Raw genomic sequence first — 21,302 nt, forward strand, 5'->3', positions numbered from 1 at the left:
ATATATGTTTGTTAGCGAATTATATAGAGGAGAACGATTAAGTGAGGGGTTAATCAGAGTGGCGATTAATTATGCTAAAAAAATTGGTTTTAATGAAGTATATATTGTGAGTGGAGAAATAGGACTCTATGAAAAGTATGGATTTGTTAAAATTGATGAAAAATATCATAATGGCAGCATGGAACAAATATTTGTAAAGAAATTTTGATAAAATATTATTTATAAAAAATCAAAAATAATTTTATATTAATCTTTAAAATTTGAGTTTATAGATTCAAAATTTGCATTTTATAAGTGTAGATGATAAGTAAAATATTACATAACCATCTACACTTATTTTTTTATTCTTTTATCTTTCTAATAAATAATGTATACTTTTATCATGCATATGCTAATGGTAATTTAATGAAGATATAAGTGTTAAGAAGATATATGTGTTAATATGTAATTTTAATTGTAGTGTAAGATGGGGGAATAAAAATGAACATATCACAAGTTAATGTTAAATTAACTGGACAAGATATTTTAAGTATAATAAATGAATTTGTTAATATCGATGGATTAAATTTAGAAAAGATAATAATTGAGGATGGGATAATTCTTGAAGGAAGTTTTCATAAAGGAATTACTATAAATTTTTCAGCTAAAGCAGAAATAGTAGAATGTGAAAATAATAAAATATTTGTAAGGCTTGCAAAAGTTAAAATCTTAAAACTTGGTGTTTTTAGAATTTTACGAAGTTTTGCATTAAAGCAACTAACAAAGATTTGTGAACAATTTGGAATAACAAATGAAAAAGAAGTCGCTGTAATAGATATAAATAAGGTATTAAAAGATGTTCCTTATGTGAATATTAATATAGATGATATATATATAAAGAAAAATGAAGTTTATGTTGAAGTGAATAATGTTGAGGTATCAATAGCAGGCACATTGATTAAAAAAGTTGAAGATGAAGAAGTCAATGAAGAGGAAAAGTCAGAAGTAGATTTAGAAAGCATTAAAAAAGTTAAAGATAATTATTCTAAGGGAAGAGAAATTTTAAAGAATAAGATGTCTGATAATGGAAAGAAATATAGTGATTACATATTTGTATTGCCGGATGTAGTTACATTAATATATAGGCTTCTTAAGGATAAAAAAGTACCTGTAAGAACTAAAGTTATAATATCAGCAGCAATTGCTTATGTTACAGTTCCAACAGATATGATACCTGATAGAATACCACTAATAGGTAAGATTGATGATGTTGCAGTAGTGTTTTTTGCCTTAAATAGAATAGTTAAAGATGTTCCATTAGAAATTATTGTAGAAAATTGGGAAGGAAATAATGATATACTTCTAGTTCTTACTAGTGGATTAGATTATTTAATTAATTTTACAAAAGCTAAAAATGTAGAGAGCCTTTATAATGTAATATCAGAGTTATCAACATTATAAAATGTGAAAGGAAAATATCATGGGAAAAAAAGTTTATGCAATTCAATATGGATTTGATTTTGATAATAATAAAAAAATAGAAAATGAAATAGTAAATACATGGTCAGAATGCTTAAAGTATGTTAAAGGTGTAAAGGGAGCAAAATATAAAAGTTTTGAAAATTTAGAAGAAGCAAAAGCATACCTAAATGAAGGAAATAGAATGCTTAAGAAATGTGATAATACTTATCCAAAAGACTGTCTTCATATTTATGTAGATGGAAGTTATAATTCAACGAGTAATAAATACTCTTATGGTGTGGTTGTTGTAAGAGATAATGTTGTTGAATATATAGAAAGTGGAAGTGGTAATAGTGATTCAGAAAATAATATAAGACAGATTGCAGGAGAACTTCAAGGGGCATTTAAAGGCTTAGAATATGCAGTTAATAAAAATGAGAAAAAACTTGTATTATTTCATGATTATGAAGGAATAGCTCATCACGCAACAGGAGCATGGCAAAGAAAAGAAGCTTCTTCAGAAAAGTATTATAATGATATGCAAAAGCTTATGAATACAGGGATTGATGTTATTTTTGTAAAAGTAGATAGTCACACGGGGGATTTATTTAATGAATTGGTAGATGAAAAGTGTAAAGAATGCTTAGGAATACCTTCTGATAGAATGGTCGAAAAACATCTTTCTAAAAATAAAATATATGTGAGCGATGTTAAAGTGAAAAATGAAATTTTAGCTATTGCACCTAATGGTAACAAAAATATATGTATAGCTGGTGAAAACAGTAAAATAGACACAGATGAAGATATCATAACAAATGAAGTTTCTGAGCCTGATGAAGAAAAAGAGAAGTTTGAAAATATATTAAATGTATGTAAAGCGGATAAGGAACAAGGAAAAAAGATAATATCGAAACTTTTAACTAAGGAAAAAGAAAGATTTATATTTTATTTGCTAGAAGATAAAATGTAAAAGAATTTAGCATGAATAACTTTTTTAATAATACATAACATACATATATAAAAAATAATTTTAAAGTAGGTGTTGTTATGGGAAGATTTATTAAAGGCATGGCTGCAGGAGTATTAATCGGAGTTGCTGTTGAAATGATGATGTTACCAAATTGTGATAGAAGGACTAGAAAAAGAATGAGAAGAGCAGGAGAAAAGATGAGATCTATGATGGAAGATACATATGATGGAATGCAAAATTTTATAAGATAACTGAATATAGTTTAAGGTAAAAAAGAAGATGAAAAATTGTTTATTAATAAATGATTTCGCATCTTCATTTTATATATAAAATGAAATAAATATATTATAGAATAATAAATTCTATTAATTAGATTATAAAAATATATGATTAAAAATGTATTAGATAATAATTCACAGTAATTATTATGAATAATTAAATAAAAAAAGAAAAAAATTAGTAAAATATATATTTTTTTATGCAGTATTTTATAAATTTATGTTATAATCTAAGTAAAATTATATTAACCAATTAAATAATTTGTTGAATAGAGAAGGATGTATAAATGGAGATACTATCATTAGGGGAAAAGATTAAACGAAAAAGAAAACAAATGAATATGACTTTAAAAGACTTGGCTAAAGATAGGATAACACCCGGACAAATCAGTTTAGTTGAATCTGGACGGTCTAATCCTTCAGTTGATCTTCTTGAATATTTAGCAGATTCACTAAATACTACAGTTGAATATTTAATGGAATCAGAAGAAAGCCAAGCTGAAAAGATTAGTATTTACTATGAGCAAATAGGTGAAGCATGCATTCTACAAGGGGACTATGAAAAAGGACAAAGATACATAGATAATGCTTTATATTATTCTGAAAAGTATAACTTAGAGTATAGAAAAGCTAAAATATTATTTATTACAGCAAAGTCATATATGATAAAAAAAGATTTTCCTATGGCTCAAAAGTTTTTTTTATCATCCAATGTAATATTTGTAAAAAACAATAATTATGAGGAAATAATAAAAACTTTCATTAATCTAGCTAATATAGCATTAGAGTTGCGAGCATATCATTCTGCAAGCAGCTACTTAAAACAAGCGGAAAAAGTATATGTGGATAATGAAGTTATTGATGATTTCTTAATAGGAGAAATTCATTATAACCTGGCAAGAACATATTTTGATGTAGAAGATATGGACAATGCCCTAAAATATTCATATTTAGCTAAAGATAAGTTTGAGCAAATGTATAATGATAAAGAGTATGCAAAAAACTTATTTTATCTTGCAGAAGAATTTAGCAAAAAAGGAGATCTAATTAATTCATTAAAATACTCTAAAAAATCATTAGAAGTATATAGGAAGATAGAACATAATAAAAATATAGTTGAAATTGAAAGAACACTTGGAGAGCTATTTTATGAATTAGATGATTTAAATGAATCATTTAAACATTTCGATATTTCAAAAAATATCGGTTATCAAAGTCGTGTAGGATCAATAAATGATACACTTATAGGAATTTGTAATAATTACCTAAAAGTGAAAAATATTGAAAAGTGTGAAGAAATTTTGACCAATATAGAAGATACTTTAGATGAAAATGATATAGATAGAATTATTCAATGTAATTTGATTAGATATACTATATATAATATTGGAGGACAAGCAGATGAGGCAAAAGAAGTTTTAATAAATACATACTATATAGCTAAAGAAAATGGAAAATTATCTAAGGCAGGAGAATTAGCTATGAGGGTTGGTAAATATTTCATAGATAGAAAAGATGAAGAACAAGCAACATATTATTTAAATGAAGGTATTAAATTATTTAATGAGTCAGAAAAAATAAAAACTAATAAGTAAATGGGTGATATATGTGGAAATACTATCTACTGGTGAAAAAATAAAGAGGGCTAGAATTTTTAAGGGCATTACCTTAAAGGAATTATGCCAAGATAAAATATCTATTGCTAAAATGAGCTGTATAGAAAATGGAAAAGTTAAGGCTGATAAAGAGTTATTACAGTACATTGCAGATAAAATAGAAATAGATGTTGATTATTTATTAGAAGATGTTTATGATCAGCTTTATAACAATCTAATAAGTCTGAGAAAAAATGTATCATGTTATGATGGTTCAGAAGAAAAATTAATAGATAATATAGAGTATGCAATTAAGTATGAATATTTTGATTTAGCATTTGAATTAATGCACATTTTATTTTCTTGTTATGTTGAGGAAAATAAAGTAGAAAAAATTCAGCTTATTGTATCACAATATTATGATTTATTCCAAAGAAATAATACAGAAGAAAACACAATTATATATTTTAAAGATATGGCACAATATCTTTCAAAAAATAAAGAGTATATAGAGGCAATATCTTATTACGGAAAACTTAGAGAAATGTTATTACAAAAGGATAGCTGTGATAAAAGTGAATATTGCTTGATTGGATATAATGAAGCTTTATGTTATCAAAACATACAACAGTTTGAGGAATCATATAAAATATTATCAGATATTATACAGCATGTAGACACGCTATATGATGATGAAAGTAAAGGGATGATTTACCATATATATGCTAATGTATGTATCAAGTTAAAAAAAGAAGAAGTTGATAAATATAAAGAAAAAGCCTATGAATGTCAAAAACATAATCCTATTTCAGTTGCACTATCTAAGGGAAATTATGGAAAGTATTATTTTGAAGTAGGTGAAAGAGAAAAAGCAATACACGAAATAACCGAAGGAATAAAAATATTTCCTAAAGACAATAATGAAAAACATGTAGAGTTTTTAAATTATTGTATAAAAATTTTGATTGACAACAATGAATATCAAATTGCTTATGATATTGCAGAAGAAGCTTTGAATATGGCAATAATTACTGATAATATTAGATTAATAGAAAAGTCATATTATTTAAAAGGAACTATACTTCAAAAAATGGATAGATTAAAAGAAGCTGAAAGATATATGAATTTATCTTTAGATTCTTTATTTAAGTTTGGATCTAGAGAAGAAAGAAAAGACAGATATATAGATATGGCTAAGCTATATTATGAACTTGGTGATACTATTGATTCATTGAAATATTTTAATTTAGCATTTGCAGTGGATAAAAAGCTATAATTATATGTGAAAAGAAGACTATCGAATCTTAATGAAATTTATGGATAATCTTCTTTTATTTATATATTTTTAAGGTGAATTTAATTATTAAATCATAGAAAATAATATATAATTAATATAGTAATATTATTTTATAATGAATAAGGGGGCGTAAAAGTGGATAGTACTTTATCAAAAATTCTTGAATATGGACCTATAGTTTTATTGGTAATTATTTTATTAGCTATAATACTAGCCTTTTGGCGTAAGGTTCCAGCAGATAAGGCAATGGTTATTACAGGTCTTAAAAAGAGGATGTTAACAGGAAAAGGTGGTTTTATAATCCCAATTCTTGAAACATGGTGTACAATTTCATTAGAAAATATATCTATGACAACAGATGTTAAAGAAGCACCATCTCAGCAAGGTATTTTTGTTGATGTAACAGGAACAGCGGTGGTAAAGGTTGAAAATAAAACAGAAAGTGTATATAAAGCAGTTGAACAATTTTGTAATGGAAATGCAAAGAATACCACTGTTGTTATAAGAGCAATGGTAGAGCCAGTTCTTGAAGGCCGCTTAAGAGGGATAGTATCAACAATGACTGTGGAACAAATTAATAATGATCGTTCTGCATTCGAAAAAAAAGTTGAAGAAGATATAAAAAGAGAACTTGGAGAAATGGGTTTGCAATTAATTTCTTATTCTATCTTGCAAATATCAACACAAGGTGGATACTTGGAAAATAGAGCTAGACCACAAGTTGCTCAATCTAAAGCGGACGCAGAAGTTGCAGAAGCAGAAAGAAAAAGAGACACTGATATCAAAACTGCTGAGGCAATAAGAGAAGGTGAAAAGGTTAAACTTTCAGCAGATACTGAAATTGCAGCAGCAGAAAGAGATAAGAGAATAAGGGTTGAACAATTTAGAGCAGAACAAGATAGGGCTAAAGCAGAAGCGGATATTGCGTATAGTTTAAAAGAGATAGAAAAGCAATCAGAAGTAGAAAAAGAAAAAGCATTACTTGCTGAACAAGCAGCAATTAGAGTAGAAAAAGAACTTATAGCTAAAGTAGAAAAACCAGCTGATGCAGAAAAGACAAAAATGGCAATATATGCAGATGCTAAAAAAATTCAAGCAATAAAAGAAGCAGAAGCTGAAGCAGAAAAAATAAGAATAGAAGCAATAGCCAAAGCAGAAGCAAAAAAGATAGAAGCTCAAGCAGAAGCAGAAGCTATAAGGGCTAAGGGACAAGCAGAAGCAGAAGCAATAAAGGCTAAAGGTATTGCAGAAGCAGAAGCTAAAGACAGATTAGCAGATGCTATGTCTAAGTACGGGGAAGCTGCAATAGCAGAGATGCTAATTTCAAGTCTTCCACAAATAATGGAACAAGTAGCTAAACCGATGAGTAATATTGATAAGATAACTGTCATTGATACTGGTGATGGAAAAGGTGGAGCATCTTCAATAGCTAAAACAGTAACGAATGTTGTAGGATCAGGGTTTGAAGTTTTAAAAGATTTAACAGGTCTTGATGTATCAGAAATATTGAAATCATATATAAAATCAAAAGAAAATGGTAAAGTGGATATGGATGAAATCGTAGAAGCTTTAAAAAATAAAGAGGTTAACAAGGAAAATACTTTTGATAAAGAATAAAGTTTAATACAAGTGAAATAAAGCTCTTAAGTTCTGCTGGCTTGCTATAAAAATAAAGCTACGAATTTAAATATCACTGATTGAAGCAAAACTGTTTGTTTTGATGAAAAAGAGGACAAACAATTTTAGAACAATCCATTGATGTAAAAGTTCTAAAGATTCATTTTTGAACGCAAGTAACTGCAGAGCATTAGAGCTTTATTTTTTTGTATTTATTAGGCAGTAATATGTCTAACTTCATTTATATTTAAAAAAATTATAAAAAATCTAAAATACACTTTGACTTTCTTTGACCTTTGTATTATTATATATGTATAGAAATAAAGAAAATATCAAAAATATATTTAAGCAAATATATTAAATTATTTGGGAAAGATATATTTTGAATGCTTTATATTTAAGTATTGAATGTAGTTTATGTAAAAGGGAGGAAAGATTATGAATATTGATAAAATGACATTAAGAGTACAACAAGCATTAAGTGATGCTAATGCTACTGCTGTTAAGTACAATAATGCTCAAATAGATTTAATTCATCTTTTTTCTGCGCTTGTAGAACAAGAAGATGGATTAGTACCTAACATATTTACTAAGATGGGGGTAAATGTGAAGGCATTATCTAGCTCAATAAATAGTGCCTTAGATAGCATGCCAAAGGTCACAGGAGAAGGTCTTGGTAATGTATATATAACAAGAAAAGTTGATGAAGCATTAATTAAAGCAGAAGAAATTTCTAAGAAATTCGAAGATTCATATATAAGTGTTGAACATTTGATGCTTGCTATTATGGATGTTGATAAAAATACAGAAGTTTCAAAAATATTAAAACAATACAATATAACAAAGGATAATTTTTTAAAAGTATTATCAGAAGTACGTGGAAGTCAAAGGGTTGAGACTCAAGATCCAGAAGGAACTTATGATGCACTTGCTAAATATGGTACTAATTTAGTTGAATTAGCTAAAAAGCATAAGTTAGATCCAGTTATAGGCAGAGATGAAGAAATAAGAAGAACCATAAGAATATTATCAAGAAGAACAAAAAATAATCCAGTTCTTATTGGTGAACCAGGTGTTGGTAAAACTGCAATAGTTGAAGGACTTGCAGAAAGAATAGTAAGAGGCGATGTGCCAGAAGGATTACAAGATAAGATTATATTCTCATTGGATATGGGAGCATTAATTGCAGGTGCTAAATATAGAGGTGAATTTGAAGAAAGATTAAAAGCAGTACTTAAAGAAGTATCAAATAGTGAAGGAAGAATTCTATTATTTATAGATGAAATTCACACTATAGTAGGTGCAGGTAAAACTGATGGTGCAATGGATGCAGGTAATTTAATTAAGCCGCTTTTAGCAAGAGGAGAGCTTCATTGTTTAGGTGCTACAACTTTTGATGAATACAGACAATATATTGAAAAGGATAAAGCACTTGAAAGAAGATTCCAACCAGTTATTGTTGATGAACCAAGTGTAGAAGATACAATTGCAATACTTAGAGGATTAAAAGAAAGATTCGAAATTCATCATGGAATAAGAATTCATGATTCAGCAATTGTAGCTGCTGCAAAACTTTCTGATAGATATATTCAAGATAGATTCATGCCAGATAAGGCAATTGATTTAATTGATGAAGCTGGTGCAATGATAAGATCAGAAATAGACTCTCTTCCAACAGAACTTGATGTTGTAAGAAGAAATATCTTCAAATTGGAAATAGAAAAAGAAGCATTGTCTAAAGAAAAAGACGAAGGTTCTATAAAGAGACTAAGTGATGTTGAAAAAGAATTAGCTGAACTTAAAGAAAAAAATGATGAAATGACTGCTAAATATACAAAGGAAAAAGAAAATATTACAGCTATAAAAACTTTAAAGAGCAAATTGGATGAAGCTAGAGGAGAAATAGAAGCAGCTCAAAGGAATTTTGACTATAATAAGGTAGCAGAGATTCAATATAGCATAATTCCAAAACTTGAAGAAGAGATAAAGCAAAAAGAATCAGAGACAAAAGAAAACTATGAAGGCGCTTTATTAAAAGAAGAAGTAACAGAAGAAGAAGTTTCAGCTGTACTTTCTAAGTGGACTGGAATTCCTGTTTCAAGACTACTTGAAGGTGAAAGAGAAAAATTATTAAGACTTGAAGATGATATGAGTCAAAGAGTAATAGGCCAAGGAGAAGCAGTTGAAGCTGTAACTAATGCTATTTTAAGAGCAAGAGCTGGACTTAAAGATGTAAATAGGCCAATTGGTTCATTTATTTTCCTTGGACCAACAGGTGTAGGTAAAACAGAGCTTGCTAAAACTTTAGCTAGAAACTTATTTGATTCTGAAGAAAATATAATACGTATAGATATGTCTGAATATATGGAGAAACACGCAGTGTCAAGATTAGTTGGAGCGCCTCCAGGATATGTTGGATATGATGAAGGTGGTCAGTTAACTGAAGCTGTAAGACGTAATCCATATAGTGTAATACTATTTGATGAAATTGAAAAAGCACATGAAGATGTATTTAATATATTTCTTCAAATTTTAGATGATGGAAGACTTACAGATAATAAAGGTAAGACAGTAGATTTTAAAAATACAATAATTATTATGACATCTAATATTGGAAGTCAATATTTATTGGAGAATAACAATGAAGATGCTGTTCAGCCTGAAATAAAAGATAAGGTAATGAATGAGTTAAAACTAAGATTTAAACCAGAATTTTTAAACAGAGTTGATGATATAATTATGTTTAAACCATTATCTGAATCTGGAATTAAGAAGATTATCGATATCTTCTTAAAAGATGTTTCAAGAAGATTAAAAGAAAAGAATATTGAAATTGAAGTTACAGATGCAGCAAAGACTATAATGGCAAATGAAGGCTATGATGTAGTTTATGGAGCAAGACCTTTAAAGAGATATATTCAAAATACTTTAGAGAATAGACTTGCAAGGATGATAATTAGGGGAGACCTTAATTATGGATCTAAAGTAAGGATTGATGGGGTAGGTGATGAAATCATAATTACACCAGTTCTTATGCCAGTTGAATAATAAAAGTAATTAGGCAGGAAATGTATTGTTTCCTGCTTTTTTATTCTTTAGGAAATTATATTGATGGACAATCTGTGGAGGAGGTACCCCTTGAGGGTATAAACTGTTTTGAAAAATATTGCAATAAACTAATGTCATTTAACCTAAAGAATAAAAAAATAAAATATATGCGCCTGGCCTTTTCTTCGGTAAGCTCAGAAAATCCAGAATGCGCTGAAAAAATCGACGGCTAAAGGATTTTTTTGAATTTAAGTTACTGTATTCTATTGGATTTATATTTTATGGGGGATTATATCATAGTCGCCTTGGCGATTTTTTTATTAAAATTTAAAGATATATTGGAATTTTATATTGACTAAATGAAATTTTAAGCATAAAATAGTTTGCATAGAAACTAACTAGTTTCTATGCAAACTATTTTTGCTAAAATTTATAGGAGATGATAATATGAAAAATTTAATTAAATATACACCAAAAGTAGAAAAGAGGACTTTACTTTTAATAGCAGGAATCGTATGGGGATTTGCTGGCTTTAGAGTATTAACTTTAGGCTTAGGAGACGTAAAAATTAATAATGGTAACTGGATTATTAGCATAGCTTCTGGGAGTATAGTATTTTATATGTTTTTTAAATTTATATTTAGTAAAATGTTTAAAAAGCATACAAGAAGGATTATAAACAGCAGCTTAGAAAAGCATTGTGTATTTTCATTTTTTGATTTTAAAAGCTATTTCATAATGAGTTTTATGATTTTCTTAGGTATTATAGTTAGAAATATAGGAGTATTTAATCCAGTATATGTAGGAGACTTTTATATGGGACTTGGCTTAGCACTATTTATGGCAGGAGTATTATTCTTATTAAGCTCAATAAAATTTACTAATACAAAGTTAAAATATAGTAATTAATTTTTTGGGGAAATTAACAATGTAAAACTAAATCAGCACCAATTAAATATCTAATCATTATTAGAATTTAATTGTTTAATAGTTTTAAGGACGGTTAGAGTACAAGATAGGAAAATTATTAAATAACAGAAGTAAAATTAAGATGAAATATAATAAAATTATTGAAGTAACAGGGGGAAGATTAGATGAGACAAGATTCTTTCGAGGTAGCAATGCTTATAAAGGAAATATATGCAAATACAATGGGCACAGTTAGTAAGAGTTTAAGAGAAAGTGGACTTACAAATCAACAGATCATGGTAATAAAGCTTATTGCTCATAATAAACAGGTTAATATTTCTCAATTGTGTGAAGAAATGTCTCTATCAAAAGGAACAATATCTGGAATAGTTGCAAGACTTGAAAAAGCAGATTATGTTAAAAAGATTAAAGATGAAAAGGACAAAAGAAACACATATGTTGCATTTTCAGATAAAGGATTTGAATTTGCAAAAAACTTTATAGAAGAAATCAATGGAAGTTTTGATAAGGTATTTGAAAATTTTACAGAAGAAGAAGTAAAGCAAGTAAAAGATGCTTTAACAAAATTAAGAAATAAAATAAAGGAGAACAAATAAATTATATGGATGGAAAATTAATTTTTGCAATAATAACAATAACATTAGCGTTAGTGTTTTATACAACAGGAGTATTTGGAGAAAGAAAGGCAAAAACTCTTAATAAAAATCATGTTATAATATTTTGGCTAGGATTAATATTTGATACAATAGGAACATTTACAATGGGAGAAATAGCAAAGTCAGGAATAGAAGTTATGAATCCTACAAGTCAAAGTATTCATGGAATCACAGGTGCCTTAGCAATAATATTAATGTTATTTCATGCAGGATGGGCAACATGGGTTTTATATAAAAATGATGAAAAGAAAAAAGATACTTTTCACAAATTTAGTATAACAGTATGGATTATTTGGTTAATACCATATTTTATAGGTATGTTTATCGGAATGTCTTAAAATATTTATAATAATATATATCATAAGTAAAAGAAAAGAGATAGCTTTAATAAGCTATCTCTCTATTTGGTACACTCTTTTGGAATCCTTATTTTATGCCAGATTCGTATTGTTGTACCATTCTCTTAACCATTTCTCCACCAACGCTTCCGCATTGTTTTGAAGTTAAGTTTCCATTGTAGTCACTAAATTGAACTCCCATTTCACTAGCTACTTCATTTTTGAATTTAGCTAATCCTTGTTTTGCTTCTGGTACTAATGATGAATTTGCCATAATGTATTCCTCCTTTGGAATGTAATATTTTTTGCTAAGCATCTTTGCTTTGCACTATTATTGTGTGCAGAGACAATAAATATAATCTATGAAATTGGAGGAATATATCCTATAAAAAGGAATTAAATTAATTATGTTTTTTATTTTTACAGTCTTTACATACGCCTCTAAGTTTTAGGTCATGTTCAGTTAAAGTAAATCCAGTTGTGTTTTTTACAGTCTCTTCTATCTGACTCATTGGACAAGGAATTTCTATCTCTTTATGACAAATATCACATTCTAGATAATGTCTATGAGTATTGCGTTTTAATCTATACGAAAATACTTTATCATCTTGGATTATTTTTTCGGTTATTTTTTTTTCATAAAATAATTCTAATGTTCTATATATTGTACTCAAATTTATATTTATATTGTTTTTAAGGTAAATTTGATATATATTTTCAGCAGATAAACTATTCTCAGACTTTGACAATATATTTAATATTTTAATACGTCCATTGGTCACTTTAAGACCTTTCATTTTTAAAAGTTCTTTTGGATCCATATTAATATCTCCTAACAATAAAATATTAAATATATTATAGCATATATGTAACATAAATATATAGGAGAAGGAATCATTAAAATAATAACATTTTTATTCCAAATCCTATAAGTGCTAATCCACCCAAGAAATTTGAATATTTAACAACATAATCAATTTTACGTATAAATCTGCATATAAAAAATGCCAATGTACATATAAACATTGTTATAAGACCTATAAAAACAGAATTAATAAATAGTGATAGACTTATTCCTTGACTATGGAAAGTGGTAAATCCTATAACAAGAGCATCAATACTAACTGATATACCTAATATTAATGATGTACTTTTTTTTATTAAAATGGTATTTTCTTTTTCTTTTATTCCATCAATTATCATAAGTATTCCAACTATAGCCATTATAATTCCTCCTATTACAGAAGGAATATTGGTTACATAAGTATCAAATAAATATCCTAAGCTTCCACCTATATATGTGAATAGAAATTGAAAAAAAGAAAATGATATTATATACATAATTTTATGTTTTGCATATAGACAATTATTTAAGCCAATTCCAAGTGTAACGCCGAATGCATCCATAGCCAATGCTATAGCAATTAAAATAAGATATTGAATTTCCATATAAAAATCCTTTCTAAAAAAATCTCTTACTTTAATAATAATTACGGAAATAAGAATATATGCCAAAATAAAATAAAAACTTATATTACTTAATAAAGAGCAGTATAATATAAAGCTTTAAAGAAAATAAATCTATTTTATAATAAAAAAACCCTTTATTTAAGTCTATTTTTATTGTATATTATTAAATAGAGTATATTTATTGCTAAATAGTATACGTTATTTAAAACTATTAGTGTAGCAAATATAAGGAGGATTTTCATGTCTAATTGTATAATAGCTCAATCAGGAGGACCTACAGCAGTAATTAATTCAAGTGTTGTAGGATTATTAAAAGGCAATAAGAAGATGAAAGCATTTGATAATGTATATGGTGGGTTAAATGGTATTGAAGGAATATTAGAAAGAAATATAATAAATCTTTCAGAAATTTCAGATGAAGAAATTTCATACTTTAGATTTACACCATCATCTGGACTTGGATCTTGTAGATATAAATTAAAAGATCCGGAAACCAATGAAGAAGAATATGATAGATTGATGAAAATATTCCATGAGTATGATATAAAAGCATTCTTTTATGTTGGTGGAAATGACTCAATGGATACAATAAATAAATTATCGAAGTATGCTAAGAAGAAAAATATAGATATTAAATTCATAGGAATTCCAAAAACAATTGATAATGATTTAATGTATACCGATCATACACCTGGTTTTGGAAGCGCAGCTAAATTTATAGGAACTACAGCAATAGAAACATATTTAGACTCTTCCGTATATACTAATAATGGGATATTTATATTAGAAACTATGGGTAGAGATACAGGATGGCTTGCAGCATCAGCTTGCCTTGCAAGAATTGATAATAAGCCTGTGGCAGACTTTATATATCTTCCAGAAGTAGTCTTTGATGAGGAAAAGTTCTTAAAAGATGTTAGAAAGAGATTTGAAGAAAATAATAAAGTATACATAGTGGTTTCAGAGGGAATAAGAAATAAAGATGGAAAGTTCATTTCTGAAATTGAATCTTCAACACAGGATAAATTTGGGCATGCACAATTAGGCGGAGTATGTAATTATTTAAAGAACATTATTATAGAAAATGGAATTACTAACAGAGTTAAGGCACTTGAACTTGGAATTTTACAACGTTGTTCAATGCATTGTGCTTCTGATATGGACTTAAAAGAAGCATATGATGTTGGTAAATGTGCATACCAGTATGCAGTTGATGGTGAAACAGGAAAAATGGTTGCAATTAATAGAACAAGTAATTTCTTATATGATGTTTCATATACGTTAGTTGATACAGAAAAAATAGCTAATCAAGTTAAATATTTTCCAAAAGAATGGATTAATGAAGAAGGAAACTTCGTTACGCAAGAAGCTTATGATTATTTTAAGCCATTAATTAAGAATATGCCCGAGTTAGCTTTTGAAGGAAACTTACCTAAATACAAAGTGTTTAATTTATAATAAACAGATAGGGAGATTATCATAATCGATTTTATTGATCAATTTGATGTATCTCCCTTTTAATATAATTAAATCAATATTTTTTGTTACTGAAATCTTCCATTACATATATCTTCTACAACATTTAAAAATACATGAACTTCTTTTATAGTATTATAAAGTCCAAAGCTTACTCTTATCATGCCAAGCATTTTTTCATCTGGATTTTTAAGAAAAGCTTTTGCTTCTTCTTCAGTAGCATTCATTAACCTTCTACAATAAGGGTGCGCACAAAACCAACCATGTCTAACTGAAATGCCCTTTCTCTTAGCTAAAATTTCAGCAACATCACGATGATACATATCTTTTATATTAAAAGTACATATTCCTAACCTGTCATCAAAGAATTCCGTATCACCATAATTAATAACTTTTGGGATACTACTTAGACCTTCTATGGTGGCTTTTAGTAGCTTGTCTTCGTGTTCTTCAATATAATCATAGCCAATGTCGTCTAAAACTTCTAAAGAATTAATCAATGACATAGTACCCAAAAAATTTGGCGTACCAGCTTCGTATCTTTCTGGTGGACCGAGATAAGTAATTTCATTATCTAGTACCAAATCAACTGTGCCGCCGCCTATATGATCAGGCTTACCTAAATCAAAATCTTTTTTTAATCCTATAATTACGCCAATTCCAAATGGAGAATATATTTTATGAGAAGAGAAGACTAAAAAATCAATTTGCTCATCTTTAGAATTACCACCAATATTGATTCTTCTATGTGGAACAAGCTGAGCTCCATCCACGATTAACTTGGCATTATATTTATGAACAATTTTTGCTATATAATGAATATCATTTATATAGCCTGTTACATTAGAAGCGCCAGTAAGTGATACATATTTTATTTTACCTAAGTTTTTCTTGAGTTTATCTTCTAATTCTTCTAATTTGAGTCTTCCATATTCATCAATTTCGATATAGTCTACCTTACCACGATTTCTCCATGGTAAATCATTTGAATGATGTTCCATTCTAGAACTTATAATAATCTCATCGTCATTATTTTGTGGTAGAATTTTTGAAAGTCTATTTATACCTTCAGTGGTGTTTTTTACTAAGACAACTGTATAGTCATCTTTATTTTTTATATTAAAGTAATTGATTAAAAAATTTCTAGCTTCATTATACAGATTAGTTGATATTTCAGCTTTTTGCCCAGCTCCTCTGCCAATGGAAGCATAAATTTTACTCATATCTTTTAGAACATTTATATTAGATTTAAAAGTTGGAGTAGTAGCAGCATTATCAAAGTTTATTCCATCTATGCATTCACCGTTACCATCGCAGACTTTTTCATTTAATCCAATAAATAAATCTCTGATGTTTCCTTTATTTTTTATCTTCATATGCATCTCCTCCAGTATATCTTATTCATAGAAGATATTTAATGTGATAATCTTAATCATATATTGTACTATATCATTTTATGATTTCATATTATTAAAGGGAACAAATAGCATTTTTACTCATATATTTATAAAGAATTTTAAAGGAGGGATTTAAATGAATATAGCAGATAAATATATGTCTCAAGTTAAGAATAAACAGTTTAGATTTATACCACCTAAATTTGATCAAAATTTATTTAGAAGTGATGAAGGTAGTATAATGGGAGGAAAAATTAATAATCCAGTAGATGAGAATTTGGAAAGTCCTAACTTATTTCCTAGTGAAACAAGTAAGGATCAATTATATTGCTACTATAATGAGATAGGTGAATGTTATAAAGGAAGCAATAAATCAAATACAAATATGAACCAAGGAGCAATGGGCAATACAGAAAATTTGGACTATAATCCAAGTTCTATGAGTGAATCAGGTGGTGAAAATCCAAGTTCCATGAGTTATACAGAAGAAGAAAGTACAAATTCTATGGGTGCTGGCAGAAGCGACATTGATAAGTATATACCAATGCAGCCAATAGTAAAAGTTCCATTACCATCAGATATATTAAAAAACTTTGATTTAGAATTAAATGAAGAAACAGATCTTGATGAAAATAGAGGAGATGCAGAGGTAAATAGAATATTTTCAGAAATTGAAGCAAATAATCAAAATGTAATGAGTGCATTTTTTGATTATCAAATACCTTCTCCATTGGCAAAAGTGATTACAAAAAGGATAGTTAAGCTATCTTTACAATATTATAATAAGGAGGAAATGGAGTAATGATGTTATTTGATGATTCATTACCTAGGGTAAATGGAAAAGTAAGATTGTTACATGCTATTCCAGATGGACCAAATGTAGATGTATATTTTAATGGAAAACTTATATATTCTAATTTAGCTTTTGGGACTATAACTGAATATATATCAATACCAGCAGATAAATATAAGGTTCAATTATATAAAGCTGGGACAAAATCAAGACCATTAATAACAGAACCATCTGAGGTTCAACCAAATGGAGTTTATACAATTGCTGTGACCTATGAAAATGGTGAAATATCATTCTTTGTATTAGATGATACACATAATATAACCAATCCATTATTGTCATCAGTTAGATTTATAAATTTATCACCAGATTCTCCGCTTTTATCTTTAAGATTACCAGAAAATGTTGTTTTGTTCGATGAAGTATCATATCTTGAAACAAATGAATATTATCCTATATCTCCTGGAATTTATAATTTCTTGGTAGTAAGCGATGATGGATCATTTGCTAAGTATATTAGTAATATTAGGTTACGTAAGGCACAGTTCATAACAATATATATAATAGGATTATTCAATAAGAGACCACAGATAGGGTATGTTTTAGTTCAAGATGATACAATGAAAAATACAAGATTAATTTTGAATGCTTAATTATTAGGAGATGTATTCATCTCCTAATATAATAATATTTAGGCTAAACTTGAACATTACTTAAATATTATTATAAGGGAAGATAAGCTGTTTTATTAGAGAGAAAAATAGTATTAGCAATAAAATGAAGTCGTTAGAAAAAGAAGCCGGATTTAAGATATTTGATGAAGATGAAATAGACAAAGTAGAAAAATGAGATTAGTTTTAAAATTACTGATAATAGAATGGTTCAAATTATTGAATCATTCTAATTTTTTTCTTGTTAATGTTTTTATATTACAACTGTAAAACAAATTAACTATAGAATATAATTTATATGAAAATGAGTAAAATTGATATAAGTTAGTTATCTATAGTATAATAATCTACAGAAAGTTATTGTAATTTTTAATTTATACAAAAGTGAAAGTACAGAATAATTTTAAAATTATTCTGTGGGAAATTATAATTGACATAGTATTGCTGGAGGAAGAAAAATGATTGTTTTAAGTTGTAAAGGCATAAGCAAAAGTTATGGAATAACTGAAGTATTAAAAGATATAACATTTTCAATTAATGAAGGAGATAAAGTTGGTATCATTGGTGCTAATGGAGAAGGAAAATCAACTTTATTTAAAATATTGACAAGAGAATTATCTCAAGATGATGGTGAAGTTTTTATAGATAAAAATAAATCTTTGGGATATCTATCCCAACATTTAGATTTAGAATCGTGTAATAGTATATATGATGAAATGTTGTTAGTTTTTGAAGATCTACAAAGGCTTGAAAAGAAAATTCAAGATTTAGAAGAAAAAATGAATGAGCCATATGATGAAAGTAAAGCTGATTATCATGAAAAAATAATAAAGGATTATGGAATAGCACAAGATCTTTATGAAAATAGAGGCGGTTATACATATAAAGGTGAAATATCAAGAGTTGTTAAAGGATTAGGCTTTACAGAAGATGATTTTAGTAAAGAAATACATACATTAAGTGGTGGACAAAAGACAAGAGTAGCACTATGTAAGTTACTGCTTTTGAAGCCGGAAATATTACTCTTAGACGAACCTACAAACCACTTAGATTTAGAGGCTATTGAATGGCTAGAAGAATATCTAAAAACTTATAAAGGAACTGTTATTGTAATTTCCCATGATAGATTTTTCTTGGATTCTGTAACAAACAATACTTTTCAAGTTATAAATGGTCATGTTAATTGTTATAATGCACCGTATACTAAAGCATTAGAGCTTATGAAAAAAGATTATGAAGCAAAGCTTAAGGCATATAATCTTCAACAAGAAGAAATTAAAAGACAAGAGGCAGTAATTGAAAAGCTTAAATCATTTAATAGAGAAAAGAGTATAAAAAGAGCAGAAAGTAGAGAAAAAATGCTTGAAAAAATTGAAAGAATTGATGCGCCAGATAAAGAAAAGAAGGCATCAAGAATCAATTTTGAGACAATGGTGAAGAGTGGGTATGATGTATTGCATGTAGAAAAGTTATCTAAGAGTTATGGCGATAAAAAACTATTTACTAACTTAAGCTTTGATTTAAAAAGAGGAGAAAAAGTAGCTTTAATAGGAGAAAATGGGCGTGGAAAGACTACCTTCTTTAAAATAATAATGGATAAAATAGAAAGTGATAGTGGAAGTAAGGTTCTTGGAGCAAATGTTAATCTAGGATACTATGATCAAGAGCAGTCAAACTTAAACCTTGATAAGACAATAATAGATGAAGTATGGGATGAGTTTCCGGAATTAACTACCACAGAGCTAAGAAACTATCTTGGATCATTCTTATTTAGAGGTGATGATGTATTTAAAGAAATAAATAAGCTAAGTGGTGGAGAAAGATGTAGAATAAATCTATTAAAATTAATGTTATCTAAATCAAATTTATTACTTTTAGATGAGCCTACTAACCATTTAGATATTCCATCAAGGGAAGCTTTAGAAGAAGCAATTTTAACTTATGATGGAACACTAATAGTTATATCACATGATAGATATTTCTTGAATAAGGTTATTAATAGAATATTGGAATTAGAAGAGAATGGGGTTAATGAATATTTAGGAAATTATAATTATTATGTTGAAAAGAAAAAGAATCCACAAAGATTTGAGCATTTTGAAAGCTTAGCCGGAGGAAAAACCAAAACTCAAATAAATGAAGAGAAGAAGAAAAAGAGGGCGTTAGAAAAAGAAGAAAAAGAAAAACAAAAGAAAATTAAGGAATTAGAAGATAATATAAGCAAAAAGGAAGAAAAACTTGAAAATTTACAAGAAGAGTTGTGTAAAGAAGAAATATATTCTAATCCGGAAGAGAGCGAAAGAGTTAATAAGGAAATTAAGATTATACAAGAAAATATAGAGAAGCTATATGAAGAATGGGAACTTTTATCTGAATAAAGCATTATTAAATAAACACTAGGTTTTATATGTGTAAAACTTAGTGTTTATTTTTATGCATGATTATTTCTTTGTAAAAATTGTAATTTCAATTATTGAACATATTGTTTTGAACAATGAAAGGTGATAGGATAAAGGTGTTCAAAAAATGAACTTTATATGGAGGTTGAGTTATGAGTATTAAAACGGCAGTAATATTAGCGGCAGGAATGGGGAGTCGCTTGCAAGATATAACCCAAAATGAAGTACCTAAAGGCCTTCTAAAAATAGAAGGGAAAAGTTTAGTGGAACGGTCAATAGAAAAATTGAGGAGTATTGGAATAGAAAAAATTTATATAGTAACTGGATATCTTAGTGAATTATATGAGGAATTTGCAAAAGACAAAAGCTGTATTCATACAGTTAAAAATAGAAAATATAAAGCAACAGGAAGCATGACTTCACTGTCAATATTAGAAAATGAGTTAAAAGAGGATTTTATATTACTTGAAAGTGATATTCTATACGAGGTTTATGGATTAATTAAGACAATTAATTCTGAAAGCGAAGATTGTGTTCTTTTAAGTGGAAAAACAAATTCAGGTGATGAATGTTATGTAGAAGTTAGAGATGATAACCTATATAAAATATCTAAAGCTAGGGAAGAAATTGATGAAGTTTATGGAGAACTTGTTGGGATATCAAAGATTTCTATGAAATTGTATAAAGAAATGATTAAAGAATATAGAAGTAAAATGAGTGATGTATATTATGATAATAATCTAGTTGAAGAAATCAGAAAATACGATTATGAAAATGCAATATTTGATGCAGCTAAGAATAGAAAAGTTGGATATTTAAAAATTGATAATTTAATATGGGGCGAAGTTGATGATAAACATCATTTAAAAAGAATAAAAAATGAAATATTACCGCAACTAGAAAAAATGAAAGTGAGAGGAATTTAAT

Annotated in this window: 20 protein-coding genes; 16 read left to right on the forward strand and 4 right to left on the reverse strand. The window is 27.7% G+C overall.

What is annotated here, in order from left to right:
* Positions 1-4: 4 nt before the first annotated feature.
* The 11 genes from CNEONATNEC86_RS21445 (at position 5) to CNEONATNEC86_RS04680 (ending at position 12,169) form a co-directional block, all read left to right on the forward strand.
* Positions 5-208 (forward strand): GNAT family N-acetyltransferase, encoded by a 204-nt coding sequence (locus tag CNEONATNEC86_RS21445; protein ID WP_243145343.1) that lies wholly within the window; start codon positions 5-7, stop codon positions 206-208.
* Between the two features lie 272 nt (positions 209-480).
* Positions 481-1,440 carry a YkvA family protein gene (locus CNEONATNEC86_RS04635; protein ID WP_159135596.1) on the forward strand — a complete coding sequence of 320 codons (960 nt, stop codon included), beginning with the start codon at positions 481-483 and terminating at the stop codon, positions 1,438-1,440.
* Positions 1,441-1,459: 19 nt separating this feature from the next.
* Positions 1,460-2,410 (forward strand): ribonuclease H1 domain-containing protein, encoded by a 951-nt coding sequence (locus CNEONATNEC86_RS04640; protein WP_159135597.1) that lies wholly within the window; start codon positions 1,460-1,462, stop codon positions 2,408-2,410.
* A 77-nt stretch (positions 2,411-2,487) separates the two neighbouring features.
* Positions 2,488-2,661, forward strand: a complete 174-nt coding sequence (locus tag CNEONATNEC86_RS04645) for a YtxH domain-containing protein (protein ID WP_159135598.1) — start codon at positions 2,488-2,490, stop codon at positions 2,659-2,661.
* Positions 2,662-2,975: 314 nt separating this feature from the next.
* On the forward strand, positions 2,976-4,283 hold the full coding sequence (locus CNEONATNEC86_RS04650; RefSeq protein ID WP_159135599.1) for a helix-turn-helix domain-containing protein: 1,308 nt from the start codon (positions 2,976-2,978) through the stop codon (positions 4,281-4,283).
* Positions 4,284-4,296: 13 nt separating this feature from the next.
* Positions 4,297-5,559, forward strand: a complete 1,263-nt coding sequence (locus CNEONATNEC86_RS04655; RefSeq protein WP_159135600.1) for a helix-turn-helix transcriptional regulator — start codon at positions 4,297-4,299, stop codon at positions 5,557-5,559.
* 156 nt (positions 5,560-5,715) lie between these two features.
* Complete coding sequence (locus CNEONATNEC86_RS04660; RefSeq protein ID WP_159135601.1) at positions 5,716-7,197, forward strand: flotillin family protein; 1,482 nt, start codon at positions 5,716-5,718, stop codon at positions 7,195-7,197.
* Between the two features lie 438 nt (positions 7,198-7,635).
* Positions 7,636-10,245 (forward strand): ATP-dependent chaperone ClpB, encoded by a 2,610-nt coding sequence (clpB, locus tag CNEONATNEC86_RS04665; protein WP_159135602.1) that lies wholly within the window; start codon positions 7,636-7,638, stop codon positions 10,243-10,245.
* A 447-nt stretch (positions 10,246-10,692) separates the two neighbouring features.
* Entirely contained in the window at positions 10,693-11,154 is a 462-nt protein-coding gene (locus CNEONATNEC86_RS04670) for a hypothetical protein (RefSeq protein ID WP_159115722.1), read from the forward strand.
* Positions 11,155-11,339: 185 nt separating this feature from the next.
* Positions 11,340-11,771, forward strand: a complete 432-nt coding sequence (locus CNEONATNEC86_RS04675) for a MarR family winged helix-turn-helix transcriptional regulator (protein WP_058294100.1) — start codon at positions 11,340-11,342, stop codon at positions 11,769-11,771.
* A gap of 5 nt (positions 11,772-11,776) precedes the next feature.
* On the forward strand, positions 11,777-12,169 hold the full coding sequence (locus tag CNEONATNEC86_RS04680; RefSeq protein ID WP_159115724.1) for an HsmA family protein: 393 nt from the start codon (positions 11,777-11,779) through the stop codon (positions 12,167-12,169).
* 88 nt (positions 12,170-12,257) lie between these two features.
* On the opposite strand, the gene CNEONATNEC86_RS04685 is transcribed toward CNEONATNEC86_RS04680, so the two are convergent.
* The 3 genes from CNEONATNEC86_RS04685 to CNEONATNEC86_RS04695 form a co-directional block, all read right to left on the reverse strand.
* Complete coding sequence (locus CNEONATNEC86_RS04685) at positions 12,258-12,443, reverse strand: alpha/beta-type small acid-soluble spore protein (RefSeq protein WP_058294102.1); 186 nt, start codon at positions 12,441-12,443, stop codon at positions 12,258-12,260.
* Positions 12,444-12,570: 127 nt separating this feature from the next.
* A complete protein-coding gene (locus tag CNEONATNEC86_RS04690; RefSeq protein WP_159115725.1) occupies positions 12,571-12,990 on the reverse strand; it encodes a Fur family transcriptional regulator in 420 nt (139 codons plus the stop codon).
* Positions 12,991-13,066: 76 nt separating this feature from the next.
* A complete protein-coding gene (locus CNEONATNEC86_RS04695; protein WP_058294104.1) occupies positions 13,067-13,618 on the reverse strand; it encodes a manganese efflux pump MntP in 552 nt (183 codons plus the stop codon).
* A gap of 261 nt (positions 13,619-13,879) precedes the next feature.
* Here CNEONATNEC86_RS04695 and CNEONATNEC86_RS04700 point away from each other — a divergent pair, with 261 nt between their 5' ends.
* Complete coding sequence (locus CNEONATNEC86_RS04700; RefSeq protein ID WP_125149301.1) at positions 13,880-15,097, forward strand: 6-phosphofructokinase; 1,218 nt, start codon at positions 13,880-13,882, stop codon at positions 15,095-15,097.
* An 86-nt stretch (positions 15,098-15,183) separates the two neighbouring features.
* Here CNEONATNEC86_RS04700 and CNEONATNEC86_RS04705 read toward each other — a convergent pair whose 3' ends face one another.
* The gene (locus CNEONATNEC86_RS04705; protein WP_058294106.1) at positions 15,184-16,491 is read right to left on the reverse strand and encodes an aminotransferase class V-fold PLP-dependent enzyme; all 1,308 of its coding nucleotides are present in this window, start codon (positions 16,489-16,491) and stop codon (positions 15,184-15,186) included.
* Positions 16,492-16,648: 157 nt separating this feature from the next.
* Here CNEONATNEC86_RS04705 and CNEONATNEC86_RS04710 point away from each other — a divergent pair, with 157 nt between their 5' ends.
* The 4 genes from CNEONATNEC86_RS04710 (at position 16,649) to CNEONATNEC86_RS04725 (ending at position 21,301) form a co-directional block, all read left to right on the forward strand.
* Positions 16,649-17,314 (forward strand): hypothetical protein, encoded by a 666-nt coding sequence (locus CNEONATNEC86_RS04710; protein WP_159135603.1) that lies wholly within the window; start codon positions 16,649-16,651, stop codon positions 17,312-17,314.
* The gene (locus CNEONATNEC86_RS04715; protein ID WP_058294108.1) at positions 17,314-17,958 is read left to right on the forward strand and encodes a DUF4397 domain-containing protein; all 645 of its coding nucleotides are present in this window, start codon (positions 17,314-17,316) and stop codon (positions 17,956-17,958) included. Before CNEONATNEC86_RS04710 ends, CNEONATNEC86_RS04715 begins: the two co-directional genes overlap by 1 nt.
* A gap of 476 nt (positions 17,959-18,434) precedes the next feature.
* Positions 18,435-20,354 (forward strand): ribosomal protection-like ABC-F family protein, encoded by a 1,920-nt coding sequence (abc-f, locus tag CNEONATNEC86_RS04720; RefSeq protein ID WP_159115726.1) that lies wholly within the window; start codon positions 18,435-18,437, stop codon positions 20,352-20,354.
* Between the two features lie 173 nt (positions 20,355-20,527).
* Positions 20,528-21,301, forward strand: a complete 774-nt coding sequence (locus CNEONATNEC86_RS04725; RefSeq protein ID WP_058294110.1) for a phosphocholine cytidylyltransferase family protein — start codon at positions 20,528-20,530, stop codon at positions 21,299-21,301.
* The last annotated feature ends 1 nt before the right edge of the window (position 21,302 follow it).

The sequence above is a fragment of the Clostridium neonatale genome, assembly GCF_900465025.1.
Lineage (GTDB): Bacteria > Bacillota > Clostridia > Clostridiales > Clostridiaceae > Clostridium > Clostridium neonatale.

Bases quoted from the DNA above. Each gene is read 5' to 3' on its own strand.
- CNEONATNEC86_RS21445 (WP_243145343.1), top strand. From the start codon at position 5: ATGTTTGTTAGCGAATTATATAGAGGAGAACGATTAAGTGAGGGGTTA.
- CNEONATNEC86_RS04635 (WP_159135596.1), top strand. From the start codon at position 481: ATGAACATATCACAAGTTAATGTTAAATTAACTGGACAAGATATTTTA.
- CNEONATNEC86_RS04640 (WP_159135597.1), top strand. From the start codon at position 1,460: ATGGGAAAAAAAGTTTATGCAATTCAATATGGATTTGATTTTGATAAT.
- CNEONATNEC86_RS04645 (WP_159135598.1), top strand. From the start codon at position 2,488: ATGGGAAGATTTATTAAAGGCATGGCTGCAGGAGTATTAATCGGAGTT.
- CNEONATNEC86_RS04650 (WP_159135599.1), top strand. From the start codon at position 2,976: ATGGAGATACTATCATTAGGGGAAAAGATTAAACGAAAAAGAAAACAA.
- clpB (WP_159135602.1), top strand. From the start codon at position 7,636: ATGAATATTGATAAAATGACATTAAGAGTACAACAAGCATTAAGTGAT.
- CNEONATNEC86_RS04670 (WP_159115722.1), top strand. From the start codon at position 10,693: ATGAAAAATTTAATTAAATATACACCAAAAGTAGAAAAGAGGACTTTA.
- CNEONATNEC86_RS04675 (WP_058294100.1), top strand. From the start codon at position 11,340: ATGAGACAAGATTCTTTCGAGGTAGCAATGCTTATAAAGGAAATATAT.
- CNEONATNEC86_RS04680 (WP_159115724.1), top strand. From the start codon at position 11,777: ATGGATGGAAAATTAATTTTTGCAATAATAACAATAACATTAGCGTTA.
- CNEONATNEC86_RS04685 (WP_058294102.1), bottom strand. From the start codon at position 12,443: ATGGCAAATTCATCATTAGTACCAGAAGCAAAACAAGGATTAGCTAAA.
- CNEONATNEC86_RS04690 (WP_159115725.1), bottom strand. From the start codon at position 12,990: ATGGATCCAAAAGAACTTTTAAAAATGAAAGGTCTTAAAGTGACCAAT.
- CNEONATNEC86_RS04695 (WP_058294104.1), bottom strand. From the start codon at position 13,618: ATGGAAATTCAATATCTTATTTTAATTGCTATAGCATTGGCTATGGAT.
- CNEONATNEC86_RS04700 (WP_125149301.1), top strand. From the start codon at position 13,880: ATGTCTAATTGTATAATAGCTCAATCAGGAGGACCTACAGCAGTAATT.
- CNEONATNEC86_RS04705 (WP_058294106.1), bottom strand. From the start codon at position 16,491: ATGAAGATAAAAAATAAAGGAAACATCAGAGATTTATTTATTGGATTA.
- CNEONATNEC86_RS04710 (WP_159135603.1), top strand. From the start codon at position 16,649: ATGAATATAGCAGATAAATATATGTCTCAAGTTAAGAATAAACAGTTT.
- CNEONATNEC86_RS04715 (WP_058294108.1), top strand. From the start codon at position 17,314: ATGATGTTATTTGATGATTCATTACCTAGGGTAAATGGAAAAGTAAGA.
- abc-f (WP_159115726.1), top strand. From the start codon at position 18,435: ATGATTGTTTTAAGTTGTAAAGGCATAAGCAAAAGTTATGGAATAACT.
- CNEONATNEC86_RS04725 (WP_058294110.1), top strand. From the start codon at position 20,528: ATGAGTATTAAAACGGCAGTAATATTAGCGGCAGGAATGGGGAGTCGC.